The sequence below is a fragment of the Chelatococcus daeguensis genome, assembly GCF_001887265.1.
GTDB classification, from domain to species: Bacteria; Pseudomonadota; Alphaproteobacteria; order Rhizobiales; family Beijerinckiaceae; genus Chelatococcus_A; species Chelatococcus_A sambhunathii.
Genome location: NZ_CP018096.1, coordinates 452,705 through 465,300, shown reverse-complemented (window position 1 = coordinate 465,300; position 12,596 = coordinate 452,705). Strand labels below are relative to the sequence as shown.

Annotated in this window: 11 protein-coding genes; 4 read left to right on the top strand and 7 right to left on the bottom strand. The window is 68.1% G+C overall.

All coding sequences use genetic code 11. The features are described 5' to 3' along the window. Positions 1-102: 102 nt before the first annotated feature. Positions 103-2,178, bottom strand: a complete 2,076-nt coding sequence (locus BOQ54_RS19065) for a TonB-dependent hemoglobin/transferrin/lactoferrin family receptor (RefSeq protein ID WP_245316386.1) — start codon at positions 2,176-2,178, stop codon at positions 103-105. Positions 2,179-2,467: 289 nt separating this feature from the next. Between BOQ54_RS19065 and hemP the strand changes: the two genes are divergently transcribed. The 4 genes from hemP to BOQ54_RS19045 are packed head-to-tail and all read left to right on the top strand — an operon-like array spanning position 2,468 to position 5,446. Further along, the gene (gene hemP / locus BOQ54_RS19060; protein WP_071924741.1) at positions 2,468-2,644 is read left to right on the top strand and encodes a hemin uptake protein HemP; all 177 of its coding nucleotides are present in this window, start codon (positions 2,468-2,470) and stop codon (positions 2,642-2,644) included. Positions 2,645-2,649: 5 nt separating this feature from the next. After that, on the top strand, positions 2,650-3,567 hold the full coding sequence (locus BOQ54_RS19055) for a heme/hemin ABC transporter substrate-binding protein (protein ID WP_055458990.1): 918 nt from the start codon (positions 2,650-2,652) through the stop codon (positions 3,565-3,567). A 14-nt stretch (positions 3,568-3,581) separates the two neighbouring features. Then, the gene (locus BOQ54_RS19050) at positions 3,582-4,658 is read left to right on the top strand and encodes a FecCD family ABC transporter permease (RefSeq protein WP_071924807.1); all 1,077 of its coding nucleotides are present in this window, start codon (positions 3,582-3,584) and stop codon (positions 4,656-4,658) included. Beyond that, the gene (locus tag BOQ54_RS19045; protein ID WP_071924740.1) at positions 4,655-5,446 is read left to right on the top strand and encodes a heme ABC transporter ATP-binding protein; all 792 of its coding nucleotides are present in this window, start codon (positions 4,655-4,657) and stop codon (positions 5,444-5,446) included. The genes BOQ54_RS19050 and BOQ54_RS19045 overlap by 4 nt, the downstream gene beginning before the upstream one ends. Positions 5,447-5,499: 53 nt before the next feature. Here the strand turns inward: BOQ54_RS19045 and BOQ54_RS19040 are convergent, their stop codons facing one another. The 6 genes from BOQ54_RS19040 to BOQ54_RS19015 all read right to left on the bottom strand — a co-directional run bounded on the left by BOQ54_RS19040 (position 5,500) and on the right by BOQ54_RS19015 (position 12,584). After that, positions 5,500-6,351, bottom strand: coding sequence for a universal stress protein (locus tag BOQ54_RS19040; protein ID WP_063188657.1), 852 nt, complete (start codon positions 6,349-6,351; stop codon positions 5,500-5,502). Further along, a complete protein-coding gene (locus BOQ54_RS19035; protein WP_071924739.1) occupies positions 6,348-8,045 on the bottom strand; it encodes a cation:proton antiporter in 1,698 nt (565 codons plus the stop codon). The genes BOQ54_RS19040 and BOQ54_RS19035 overlap by 4 nt, the downstream gene beginning before the upstream one ends. Positions 8,046-8,128: 83 nt before the next feature. After that, positions 8,129-10,888 carry a cation-transporting P-type ATPase gene (locus tag BOQ54_RS19030; RefSeq protein ID WP_145979840.1) on the bottom strand — a complete coding sequence of 920 codons (2,760 nt, stop codon included), beginning with the start codon at positions 10,886-10,888 and terminating at the stop codon, positions 8,129-8,131. 261 nt (positions 10,889-11,149) lie between these two features. Next, positions 11,150-11,548, bottom strand: a complete 399-nt coding sequence (locus BOQ54_RS19025; protein ID WP_063188662.1) for a periplasmic heavy metal sensor — start codon at positions 11,546-11,548, stop codon at positions 11,150-11,152. Further along, positions 11,545-11,976, bottom strand: coding sequence for a hypothetical protein (locus BOQ54_RS19020; RefSeq protein WP_071924738.1), 432 nt, complete (start codon positions 11,974-11,976; stop codon positions 11,545-11,547). Before BOQ54_RS19020 ends, BOQ54_RS19025 begins: the two co-directional genes overlap by 4 nt. Continuing rightward, positions 11,973-12,584, bottom strand: a complete 612-nt coding sequence (locus BOQ54_RS19015; protein ID WP_245280490.1) for an RNA polymerase sigma factor — start codon at positions 12,582-12,584, stop codon at positions 11,973-11,975. Before BOQ54_RS19015 ends, BOQ54_RS19020 begins: the two co-directional genes overlap by 4 nt. Positions 12,585-12,596 lie beyond the last annotated feature (12 nt).

Sequence of the window (12,596 nt, the reverse complement as noted above, 5' to 3'; positions counted from 1 at the left end):
CAGAAGGCGATCGTGCGCTCGAAATCGCGGCTGGGCATAACCGGTATCGCGGTATTCATGGGAATCCTCGGCATCGGTCCCTCTCGGCTGCTGCGACCGCAACTACTTCGCCGCGAACTTGACGGTGAGCGCGAACTTCGCCGTGAGGCCCGGGCTCGGCTCGGAATTGAGGTACTGCGTGTACTGGCGATCGAACACGTTCTTGACGATGACGTCACCCCGGATCCGGTCGCTGTACTGATAGGAGGCGAACAGGTCGACGAGACCGTAGCCCTTGGTGGGGTTCGACACCGTCTCCTTCGAACCGTCGACGAAGGTGAGTCGCGTCCCGACCGTCAGCTTGTCGTCGAGGAAGCGCAGGCCGAGCGTCGTGCTGACCTGATCCGGCATGACGCTGTTGAGCGGCATGTTCGTCTGCTTGTTCTTGCCTGTGATATGCGTCGCCGCCAGCGAGATGAAGCCGCCGCCCCAGTCATAGGCGGCCTCCAGCTCGACGCCCGTGAGCCGCGCCCTGGCGACGTTCTGGTACTGCTGGTCGTGGAATTCGACGCAGGGCGTGCCGGGGAACCGGCAGAACGCCGCCGGGAAGCCCGGCGCCACCGGGATCCGGTAAGGCTCGCCGACCTCCACCATGTCGATGAAGTTGGTGACGTTGTTGAGGAAGACGTTGGCCTTGCCGCGGAACTTGTCGTTCTCGGTGAAGACGCCGTCGTACTTCACGTTGACGCCGGCTTCCCAGGTTTTGGCGACCTCCGGCTTGAGGCCGGGGTTGGGCAGGATGTTGAAGGCCGGGAACGGGTGCGTGCCGGCGATCAGCGTCTCCGTCACGGTCGGCGCGCGATAGCCCTCGGCATAGGTGCCGTAGAGCTCGATGCCCTCGATCGGCGTGACGCCGACGGTGATCTTCGGCGACAGGCGGCTGCCGCTCGATTCATTGCCCCCGCCCTCGAGCTTGTAGTCGTCGAAGCGCAGGGCGCCGATGACGCGCAGCCAGCCGCCGTAGCGCAGTTCGTCCTGGACGAAGGCACCGGCGAGGCGCCGCCGGCCTGACGGCGTCAGCGCCGAGGCGAAGCCGCCGGCCGTGTCGGTGGTGGTGACGTCGTCACGCAACGCATCGAAGCCGATGGTCAGCGCATGGTCGACGGCGGCCGTGCTGAAGCGCGCCGTGTTGTAGACGTCGAAGCCGAGGGTGCCGACATCGAAGCGCCGCGCCGCGCCGGCACGCGCGCCGAGGAAGCTGTAGGCCGAGGTCGGGTTGATGAGGCGCTGGTCGTCCGTCGTCGTGGCGTAATAGCCCTTGATCGACAGGTCGAGCCAGGGCACGTCCGGCCGCTGGAAGCGGTGGCCGAGCGTATAGGTGCCGGTCTGCACCTCGTGGCCGAAGCGCGCGCCGACGGCCTGGCCGGCATCGTTGTAGGCGCTGTTGGTGTAGCTGTATTCTTGGAACAGCGCAGTCGCCGAGATGGTGTGGCCGTCCGCCGGGCGCAGGTTGAACTTGACGTTGCCGGCCGAGATCTGGGTGCCGGTGTCGCGGATGGTCGTGCCGCTGCCGTCCTTGTAGGGCGTCTCGTTGCGCCAGACGAACTGGCCGAAGACGTCGGCCGCCGTGCCGAGCCGCGCACCGATCATGGTGCTGTTCACGAAATTGGCGCCGTTGGTTCCGGCCCCGAGACGCTGGACGACGCCGATCTGCTCGTCCGCATCAAGGACGTCGTCGATGGTGCGCGTGCGAAAGGCAACGACACCGCCGATGGCGCCCGAGCCATAGATCGTCGACACCGGACCGCGCGTGATGTCGATGCCGCCGACCAGTTCCGGATCGAGATAGAAGCTGCCATTGGCGCCATGCCCGCTCTTGCCGTAGTTCTGCCGGGCGCCGTCGACGAGCACGGCCACGCGGCCGAAATCCTGCATGCCGCGAATGTTGATGGCCTGGCCCGGATCGTTGACTTCCGTCGACGTCGTGACGCCCGGCACGCCGAGGAATACGTCCGAGATGCGCGAGGGCTGCAGGCGGGCGACGTCGCGCTCGTTCACCGTGCTGACACCCGCCAGCGCATCGATGACCCTATCCTCGGTCTTCGTTGCCGTGACCGTGATCTCATCGAGCGTCACCTCCCCGCCCGGAGCAGCCGGCTGGGTGGGCCCATCCTGCGCCAGTGCGGTCGACAGAGCCATGAAGGAAACCGTGGCGCAGAGCGCCGCGCGAGCCATAACGCGCATGTGATCGAAGCCCCCCGAATGTCCGAATTTGACTGGTTCGGCTGGCTGGCTGCGGGCTTCGAGGCCCCGGCTGGCTGGCGCTGTCGCGCTCCTGCCGAGGAGCGCATTTGCGCTTCCTATACGCCTTGTGTATGCACGTCAATCGAAGCAAAACCACAGTAGTTTTGTACTATTCAAAACTTCTGTAAAGTTGAGAATCGTTCAAAACAACCTTTCGAACAGTTAAAAGGAAACGGCCGTCGCCATGTCCACGTCATCCCTGCCTTCCGCGCCGAGTCCGGCTCCGCTCAAGGCCGCCGAACCGCCCGCTATCGATGTACGCTCGCTCTTCGCGGGCGGGCGCGAGGTGGTGCTTCTGCACAAGGGCGAGCGCTATCACCTGCGCATCACGGCCAATGACAAGCTCATCCTGACGAAGTGACGGCCATGACCGGCAGACTGCAACACCTCCTGTCACGGCGCGCCTTGAACGGCCTGCTGGCCGCCGCCCTCCTCCTCGCTCCCGCGCCGCTCGCACTGGCGCTGTCGGGCGAACCGCCGGGCGGCAACCGTATCGTCGCCGTCGGCGGCGCCGTCACGGAGATCCTCTACGCCCTCGGCCTCGAGGCGCGCATCGCCGCCGTCGACACGACCAGCACATTTCCCGAGCAGGCGCTGAAGGAGAAGCCGAACGTCGGCTATGTCCGCGCCCTGTCGGCCGAGGGCATCATCGCGCTCAACCCGTCGCACGTCATCGCCATTGGCAATGCCGGGCCGCCCGACGCGATCAGGCTGATCAAGGAGACGGGCGTGCCCTTCACGCAACTCCCGGATGAGCCGACGCCCGAGGGGATCGTGGGGAAGATCGAGACCGTCGGCCGGCTGACCGGAACGGAGGCGAAAGCCGATGTGCTTGCCGCCGAGGTGCGCCGCAGCTTCGCCGACCTCGCGGCGACGCGGGAGCGCATCGAGAAGCCAGTCAAGGCCCTCTTCGTCCTCGCCATGCAGAATGGCCGGCCGCTCGTCGGCGGACACGCCACCTCGGCCGACGCGATCCTGCGCCTCGCGGGTGCGGAGAACGCAGCCGGCGCCATCGAGGGCTTCAAGCCGATGACGGACGAGGCCATCATCGCTGCGGCGCCGGACGTCATCGTCATGATGGCCAACGGCGGCCATGCGGCCGGTCGCGCCGAGGAGGTCTTCGCCGCGCCCGCCTTCGCCGGCACGCCGGCGGCAAGCCGGCAGGCGCTCGTGACCATGGACGGGCAACTCATCCTCGGCTTCGGCCCGCGGACGCCGCGAGCAGCCGGGGAGCTGATGCACGCCTTCTATCCCGCGCTGGCGACGAGCGAGAAGGCACAGTGAGCATCGCGGCCGACATGACTGGCGATGCGATCGACGCCGCACTAGCGCGGCGTCGGCTGCGCACGCTCATCCTGTTCCTCCTGCTCGGTGCCGGCGTCGTCATCGTCTCGGGGCTGTCCATCGGCACCGGCGCGCTCGCCCTCGCTCCCTCCCGGGTGGTCGCGGTTCTGCGCGCCGTACTCACCGGAACGGTGCCGGAGGATATGGCGCGCGATGCGCTCGTCGTCGCCGGCATCCGCCTGCCACGGACCCTGCTCGGCGTGCTCGTTGGGGCATCGCTCGCCGTCTCAGGCGCTCTGATGCAGGGGCTGTTCCGCAACCCGCTCGCCGATCCGGGGCTTGCCGGCGTCTCCGCCGGGGCCGCCTTCTTCGCCGCCGGCATGATCGTGCTCGGCGAGCGCCTGGTCGCCCTGACCGGCCCCCTGCCCTTCATCACCTTGCCGATGGCGGCCTTCGGCGGGGCGCTTCTCACCACCTTCACACTCTATCGAATCGCGACCCGCGCCGGCCGCACCTCCGTCGCGACACTGCTCCTCGCCGGCGTTGCGCTCGGGGCTCTCGCCGGCGCGCTCACGGGTGTGCTCACCTTCCTCAGTGACGACCGGCAGCTGCGCGATCTCACCTTCTGGTCCCTCGGCAGCCTTGGCGGCGCCACCTGGGCGAAGACGGCGACGGTCGCTCCGGCCATCCTGCCCGTGCTCGTCGCCGTGCCGTTCCTCGCCCGCGGGCTCAACGCCCTCGCGCTGGGTGAAGCGGAAGCCTTTCACCTCGGCATCGCCGTCGAGCGGGTGAAGCAGGTGGCGATCTTCCTCGTCGCCGTCGCCGTCGGCGCCTCGGTCGCCGTCTCGGGCATCATCGGCTTCGTCGGCATCGTCGTGCCGCATCTGCTGCGCCTCGCCATCGGGCCGGATCACCGCGTGCTCCTGCCTGCGAGCGCCCTCCTCGGCGGCATCCTGCTCGTGCTGTCGGACATGCTGGCACGCACGCTCGTCCAGCCCGCGGAATTGCCCATCGGCATCGTCACCGCGGCTATCGGCGCGCCCTTCTTCCTCTGGCTGCTGCTCACCGGCCGCCGGAGCCTCGCCCTATGACCGCCGTCGTCACCGCCACCGGCATCGGCCTCGAGGCCGCCGGCCGGACGATCCTCGCGCCGATGGACCTCGCACTCGCTGCCGGTGAGCTCACCGTCGTCATCGGGCCGAACGGCGCCGGCAAGTCGACGCTGCTCAGGGTTCTTGCCGGAGAAGTCGCGCCGGCGAGCGGCGCGGTCGTCTATGGCGACACGCCCGTCGCCGCCATGCCGCCGTGGCGCCTCGCCGCGAAACGGGCCGTGCTGCCGCAGAGCACGCAGCTCGCCTTCCCGTTTACCGTCGCCGAGGTGGTGCGCCTGGGGCTCGACGGAGCTGGCAATGCGGCCGAGCGGCTGGACATGATGCGCCGAGCGCTCGCTGCGGCCGATGTCGGCCATCTCGCCGGTCGCAACTACCAGACCCTCTCCGGCGGTGAGCAGCAGCGGGTGCAGTTCGCCCGCGTGCTGGGCCAACTCATGGTCGGCGGCAGGCGCGAGAAGCACCGCGCGCTCTTCCTCGACGAGCCGGTCGCGAGTCTCGACCTGAGGCATCAGCTCGCCCTGCTCGAGCACGCCCGGCGCCTCGCCGGCGAGGGCGTCGCCGTGCTCGCCATCCTGCACGACCTCAACCTTGCCGCCGCCTATGGCGATCGGCTGGTTGTGATGAAGGCCGGCGCCGTCTTCGCCGACGGTTCCCCGGAGACGGTCCTGACCGACGCGCTCCTGCGCGACGTCTTCGATGTCCGGCTGAGCGTCGGTGCCGTGCCGGCAACCCCCTTCGTGCTGCCCCGCGCGGCTGCGGGAGGCTGAACGGCTGGCAGGAACGCTGCCATCGCCCCGCGTCGGCCCGAGCGGCGTCGATGCTACAGCCCGCGCGATCGCGAGACGATCCGCGGCACGATGAGGACGTCCGTCGATCCGTGGCGGATCAGCTCAGAGCTGACGCTGCCGAGCAACCCGCGGGCGACGGCGCGACGCGCGTGCGAGGAGACGGCCACCAGGTCACAGCCGGCACTTTCGACGAGATCCGCAATCGCCAAGCGCGGCGGCGCATCGACAATCCTGATGTCGAGCGGCATGCGGTGTCCCTTCAGACCGGCCGTGATGCGGGCGCGCGCCTCCTGAGCGATTCGCGCGCGATAGTCGTCGCGGATCTCCCGTTCGACACCGGCATAGTGCAAGAGCCCTTCGGCCGGGGCGCTGACGGCATGCAGCAGCGTCGCCCGTCCCGGAGCGGCCGTGCCAAACCGGGCCAGCACGTGGAGGAGTTCCGGCCCTTCGTCGCTCTCGACGCCCACTAGTGCGTGGCGATAGGGCGCGCCGTCGATCCGGACGATGAGCACCGGCACGGCCGATACGCGGATCAGCCGCTCGACGGTGGTGTCGCGGAAAAGGTCGCGCAACGGGCTGCGCCGATGGTCGCCCGCTACGATCAGGTCGGCATGCGCCTGGGTGGCTGCGCGATGCAGCGCCCAGAAGACGTCACCAACCACCACCTCGCAGCTGACATTCACGCCGCCGACGGTGGCCGCCTCCTGGTCTATCGTCTGCTCGGCCTCGGCGACCCGGTGATCGAGAATGTGCCTGGGCAGCCCGTCATCGACGGCATGGACAAGCAGCAGGCGGGCCCCGGCACCTGCCGCGATGGCCGCCGCCCGCCGAAGCGCGACGCCGCTGCGCTGCGAGAAGTCGGTAACGGCCACGATCGTCTTCATGTCGGCGTCGCCTCCTCCACCATGCTGGCCAATTCCTCGTCGAGATCGGCGATCTGCTTGGCCGCCGCCGTCGCAGCATCGTCGAAGGGATAGAGAACGAGGTCGATGCCCCCGCTCTCCTTGAGGCGACGCGCTTCCTCGTCATCGCGTGCGGTGATGGCGACCCGGCCTGCGAACCGATGCGAACGAATCGCCGTGATCAGCCCGCTGTGCGGATCCGTCTCGGTCAGAAGGATGGCGCCGTAAGGAACGGACAGGACGATCCAGCGTGCCTGAACCAGCGGCAACTCGGACCAGAACTCCTGTTCTGCAACGTCGCCGTAGCGCACCTGCCAGCCCTCGTGTGACAGACGCCGGACGGCCTGCGGATCGAGATCCACGCCGAGCACGCTGTAGCCGGCGTCGTCTAGGCGCCTCAGCAACTGGCTACCGAAGCGGCCGAGCCCGAAAACGATGACGTCGACGGCCGGCCGCTGTTCGTCGTTTTCCGCGGCCACTTCCCTCCCATCGCGGAGATCGAGCGGACGCAGCAGCGGCCGCGCCCATACATAGAGCTCATGGGAATAGGTGATCATGTAGACGGACAGCGCAATCGTCACGAGCCCTACCAGGGTGACGAGTCCCACGGCGGACTGATCGACATGGCCGAGGCTGAGCCCCATGGTTATGAAGATGAGCGAGAATTCCGAGATCTGCGCGACCGTGAGGCCCGCGAGGAACCCCGTGCGGGCGCGGTAACCCATCCAGGCCATGATCAGGATGACGATCAGTGGATTTCCGACGAGCACGAACAGCGAGAAGACGATGGCGCGTGTAAAGTCCTCCCCGAGCGTGGAAAGCTCCAGCGTTGCACCGATCGACAGAAAGAAGAACAGCAGCAGGAAGTCCCTCAAGGCTGCAAGCCGCGCCGAAACCATGTCGCGATAGGGCGTGGAGCCGATGGAGATGCCGGCGGCAAGGCCGCCGAGTTCCTTGCCGAGACCGATCGTGTCGCCGATGGTGGCCGCCGTGGCCGCCCATCCGATGGAGGCGATGACGAGCAGTTCCGGCGTGCGGGCAAGACGGCTCATCAGCGGATCGGCCAGATAGCGAACGAACAGGACGAGCAGCACCACGACCGCGAAGAGCGAACCGAGCACCATGGCGAGGTCGCCGAGCCCGCTACCACCCTGAGCGGCGCCGATCCCGATCGTGGACAGGACCACCATCGCGATAACCACCACGATGTCCTGAACGATCAGGAAACCCAGAGCGATCCGGCCATGAAGCGTCTCCAGCTCACGCTTGTCACTCAGCAGCTTCACCACGATGATCGTCGAGGAGAAGGTCAGCGCGACCGCCACATAAAGGCTGGTGAGCCAGTCGAGCCCAAGCGCAAGGCCGATGAGGAACCCGATGCCCGCGGTGAAGGCGACTTGACCGAGACCGGTGGCCAGGGCGACGGGCCCCAGGGTCTTGATCAGGCGCCAGTCGAGTTTGAGGCCGACGAGGAACAGCAGAAGCGCCACACCGAGTTCGGCCAGGAAACGGATCTGGCTCGCCGTCTCGGCACTGCTGTCGAAGAACGCGGCCGCCGCGATGCCGACGGCGATGAAGCTTACGATGACGGGCTGCCGCAGCACTGCGCCCAATAACCCGACGGCGGCGGCTGCCAGCAGCAGCCATGCGATCTCCTGGAAAACGACGTCAGCCATGTAGCTCGGATCCCTGCCTCGTGCTGTCGGACCGCTGACTGTTCTCCTTCGATCCTACGTCATTTCCCGCATCTTACTTCGGCTTATCGGGAGACGAGGCGCTTTTCGACCTCCACGATCACGAGGAGCACGATGCCGACGGCGATGATCGCCAGCCCGTCGGTGAAGGATACCGGACTGCTGCCGAAGACTGTCTGCATGACGGGCAGATAGGTGAAGGCCAGTTGCGCCACGACGACGGTCGCAAGACCCATGAGCACGGCGGGCGTGCCGAGGACGCCCTGGAGGGTCAGCGACGGGCCGTGTACGTAGCGGACGCTGAACAAATAGAAAATCTCCATCACGACGATGGTGTTGACGGCCATCGTGCGTGCCGCCTCGACGGAGAGGCCACGGGCGCTCGCCCACGCATAGATGCCGAAGGTGCCGGCAACCATCAGTGCCGAAACGAAGAGAATGCGCCAGAGGAGGCGCCCCGACAGCAGGGGTTGGCCGGCTGGGCGCGCCGGCCGCCGCATGGCGTCAGGCTCCGTCGGCTCGAAAGCGAGGGTGAGGCCGAGCGCGACCGCGGTGACCATGTTGATCCAGAGAATCTGGACCGGCGTGATGGGAAGGGTCAGGCCGAACAGGATGGCGAGAATGATGGTAAAGGCCTCGCCGCCGTTCGTCGGCAATGTCCAGGCGATCACCTTGGTCAGATTGTCGTAGACCGTGCGTCCCTCGCGCACGGCCGCGACGATGGAGGCAAAGTTGTCGTCGGCGAGGACCATCTCGCTCGCCTCCTTTGCCGCTTCCGTGCCCTTGCCGCCCATGGCGACGCCGACATCCGCCCGTTTCAGGGCCGGGGCGTCGTTCACGCCGTCGCCAGTCATGGCGATGATGGAGCCGTCCCGCTGCAGCGCCTCCACGAGACGCAGCTTGTGCTCGGGGCTGGTTCGGGCGAAGACGGTGGCCTCGCGCGTGTACCTGTCGAAATCGTCCGCGCTGGCGGCGTCGAGATCCTGGCCGGTCACGGCCTTCGGATCGTCCGCGAGACCGAGCTGGAGCGCGATGGCGCGCGCAGTCGCCGCGTGATCACCCGTGATCATCTTGACCTTGATGCCGGCCGCCCGGCATTCGGCGATGGCGGCCATCGCCTCCGGGCGCGGCGGATCGATCAGCCCGACGAGGCCGAGCAGCGTCAGGTCGTGCTCGACATCGTCCGACGCCAGTGCACGGGCGCCGGCGTCCATCGTCCGGCGTGCGAGTGCGATGACGCGCTGCCCGTCGGCCGCTAGGGCATCGATCCGGCTGTGCCAGGCCGTGCGATCGATCGGCTCTTCGCCCTCGAGGGTCGCCACGCGCGAGGCCATGGCGACGATGCGTTCGGGCGCACCCTTGACATAGGCGACGGGCGGGTGCCCGTTTCGGGCGTGCAAGGTTGCCATGTAGCGGTGGCGGGAATCGAACGGCACCTCGTCGAGGCGGGTGAAGCCGGCGCGCGCCGCGGCTGTGTCGTGCCCCGCCTTCATGGCGAGCGACACCAGCGCCCCTTCCATCGGATCGCCGTCGACGATCCAGTCCCCGTCACGCCGCCGCAGTTGCGCGTCGTTGCACAGCAAGGCCGCAAGCGACAGTTCCTCCAGCACCGGATCGGCGGCCGGATCGAGCTCGCGCCCATCCTTCGCCCGGAAGTTGCCCTCGGGCCGGTAGCCCGTGCCGTCGACTCTGATCTCATGGTCGGCAGTCACAACCGCGCTTACCATCATCTCGTTGCGGGTCAGGGTGCCCGTCTTGTCCGAACAGATCACGGAGACCGAGCCCAGCGTCTCTACGGCCGGGAGGCGGCGGATGATGGCGTTGCGGCGAGCCATGCGCTGCACGCCCACGGCGAGCGTGATCGTCATGACGGCCGGCAGACCCTCCGGAATGGCTGCAACGGCAAGGCCCACCACCGCCATGAAGGCATCGTCGAGATCATGGGACTGGACGAGCACGGCATAGCCGAAGACGAGGGCCGCGACGCCGAGCACCACGGCCGAAACCTGCCGTGCAAACTCATCCATCTGGCGCACGAGCGGCGTGGTGAGCTGCTCGACAGCACCGATCATCGTGCCGATGCGGCCAAGTTCCGTCGCTGCGCCCGTCGCAACGACGACGCCCGTGCCCTGGCCGGCAGTGACGAAGGTGCCGGAGAAGGCCATGGAGACGCGATCGCCGAGGGCTGCATCGAGGTCGACGGGGTCCAGGGCCTTGTCGACCGGAATGGATTCGCCCGTGAGAATTGCCTCGTCCACACGCAGGCTGCGCGCCTTGACGAGGCGCAGGTCCGCCGGCACCCGATCGCCCGCCTCGAGCAGGACGATGTCGCCCGGCACCGCCTCGTCCGCCGGGATCGTCAGACGCCGGCCATCGCGGATCACGGAGGCGTGCGGATCGATCATCGCGCGGATCGCCCCGAGCGCCTGCTCCGCGCGCCCCTCCTGGACGAAGCCGATGATCGCATTCACGACGACGACGGCGGCGATGACGAGAGCGTCGGTCTCGTGGCCGATCATCGCCGCAAGCACGGCCGCGCCAAGAAGCACGTAGATGAGCAGGTTGTGAAACTGCAGCAGGAAACGCATCAGAACGCTGCGCCGCTGCCCCTGGGGCAGGCGGTTGGGACCGAAGCGTTCGAGCCGCCGCGCCGCCTCCGCCTCGCTGAGGCCGTCCGGACACGATCCGGTCGCCTGCAGTGCCTCCGCCGGCGTGACGGCATGCCAAGCCCGGTCGAAGTCCAGCACGGCCTGCTCCCCTGAGACGCCGCGCTCGGCAGGATGGGCCGACGACATGGCATGGGATGCAGAAGTCAGGCTGCGCATGCGTCGGGCTCCCCTGCAATGCCCGCCGCGGGATCAGGCGCGGTGGGCCGACGGCGATGACAGCCGCGCGGTAGCGCTGGCAGGCATCGGCACCGAAGACTAAAGGAACGCACGCGGCGCGCTCTTGACCGGGATCAATGGCCCCGGCAGATGCCGCGGGTGGGCGTGAGGCCGTCCGCATCGTGCGGACTGTTTTTCATGCACGACAGGCTGCGGCCGCTCCGCGGGACCATGGCGCGTGACGATCTGCAAATGCGCCCGTCAGGGCCTGCCCGCGTCCTGTCGGGCGCGCAGCGTCTGAAGAAGAAGATCCTGCATGAGCCGCTGCAGTGCGTCCGTCGCTGTGCGCACGTCCTCCATCGCCCGCTCCACCGTCTTTTCGTCGAGTGGCGTCGCATTGGCCGCCGCGGCAAGGGTGCGCCTCGCATCGCGCACGTCACGCAGGGCGGTCAGCACGCGTGGCCGGTTGTCTCGCAGCTGACGGCGGAAGCCGGCGCGTATCTCCTCAGGATAGGCCGCGGCAATGCTCTCGGCGAGGAAACCCGCGCCACGCGCCTGACGCTCGCCCCTGACGATGAAGCCGACGAGGAAGACATTCGCGATGAGCGAGATCGCAAGGCCAGCGACCAGAAGAAGCCGGATCGGGACCACTCGTTTCACAGTTCGTCTCCGACAGATCCAAGGCTCTCTACGATATCGTCGAGGCCAGACGGCTCGCCCGCCGCAAATGCGAGAAGTGTGTCGTTCGCCGCCTCCGGGCCCCGTTCGCCGAGCCGATAGCCTGCGGCGGCGGCCACCATGAGGACCAGTGCCAGGCAAGCGGCGACGGCGGAAGAGGGCATATGCCGCAAGGAGGCGGACAGGACATGAGCCGGCCGGCGCGATCCCTCGATCCGCGACAGGACCTTGCGCGCCAGCGCCCGCTCGTCGGCCGGGGCGTCAATAGCTGCGCGCAGCAGGCGGTCGAGGTCGTCGTCGGTGCCGTTGTCCTCCTGAAAGGACCTTGCCTCCTGCCGGTATGGCGGCGGCCATGCGGCCACATCCTCGCCGAAGCGGCGCCGAAGCTGCTCGAAATCATCCCTGTTCATCGCAATCTCCCTTCTTCTTGCTTGTTGTCTGCGCGCACGTCCGTCGTGTGTTCGCGCAGCGTGCGCCGCGCCCGCACGAGCAGTTGCTCGACCGCCCCGGTGCTCGATCCGATGACTTCGGCGATGGCCGGAACGTCGAGATCGGCCACGGCGCGCAGCAGCAGCGCCATGCGCTGGCGCTCGGGCAGACGCGCGAGGCCATGGCGCACTGCCGCGAGCTCCTGCCGCGCCGCGAGGCGCATGTCGGCGTCGACACCGGCCGCCGGCAGCGTCTCCGCCACCTCGTCGAGGCCGATGAAGACACGCAGGCTGCGCCACCGGCGCATGTCGATGCAGCGGTTGGCGGCGATCCGGTAGAGCCAGGTCGTCGCCCGCCCCCTTGCGGGATCGAACCGCCCAGCGCGTTTCCACACCGTGACGAACACGTCCTGCACCACGTCCTCGGCGTCGTCCGCGCTGCCGAGATAGCGCGTGGCGAAGAGGCGAAGGCCGCGCCCATGCCGATCGATGAGCCGGACGAGCGCCACCTGCTCACCAGCCGCGATGCGGGCGAGTAGACGCTCATCCTCGCCCTGTCCCGGCGTCTCCACGGCATCGGGCGCCTGCACCCGCTCCACCCC